The organism is Aeromonas sp. LsrichE-8G (assembly GCF_022869435.1).
In the GTDB taxonomy this organism is placed as follows: domain Bacteria; phylum Pseudomonadota; class Gammaproteobacteria; order Enterobacterales; family Aeromonadaceae; genus Aeromonas; species Aeromonas caviae.
Window position 1 is genome coordinate 1 of sequence record NZ_JALIHH010000208.1, and the last position, 554, is coordinate 554.

1 protein-coding gene is annotated in these 554 nt (G+C 59.7%); it reads right to left on the bottom strand.

Translation table 11 applies throughout. The annotated features are described in order from the left end of the window. The coding region (gene istA / locus MUW49_RS18725; RefSeq protein WP_139242793.1) for an IS21 family transposase at window positions 1–554 on the bottom strand (554 nt) is incomplete at both ends.

The window sequence follows — 554 nt, forward strand, 5'->3', positions numbered from 1 at the left end:
CTGACGTGATAGTCGATGTTGACCTTGACCGTTTTGATGGCGACATAGCGATAGGGATGCACCGGCAGTGGTCCCAGTGCCGGGCGGTCCAACTGCTCAAATGCGTCACGTCGGTTACCGGGCAGTTGCTTGAACGGACGCTCGTTGAGTTCGTTCAGCAAGGCACGGATGCACTGGTTGAGTTCGGCAAGCGAGAAGAAGGTCTGATGGCGTAGACGGGCCAGGATCCAGCGCTCGACGATCTGCACACCCACCTCCGCCTTGGCCTTGTCCTTGGGCTTGTAAGGACGAGCTGGCATCACCGCCACCTGATAGTGCTCGGCCAACTGCTGGTAGCTGGGGTTGAGCTCGGGATCGTATCGGCAAGCCTTGCTGACACCGCTCTTGAGGTTGTCGGGGATCAGCAGTGCCGGTGTCCCGCCGAAAAACTCAAAGGCACGGACATGGCTTTGCAGCCAGTCCGGCAGTGACTGTGACCAGGTGGCCTCGGCAAAGGTGTAGTTGGACGCACCGAGCACGGCGACAAAGACTTGTGCCTGACGGACCTCACCCGT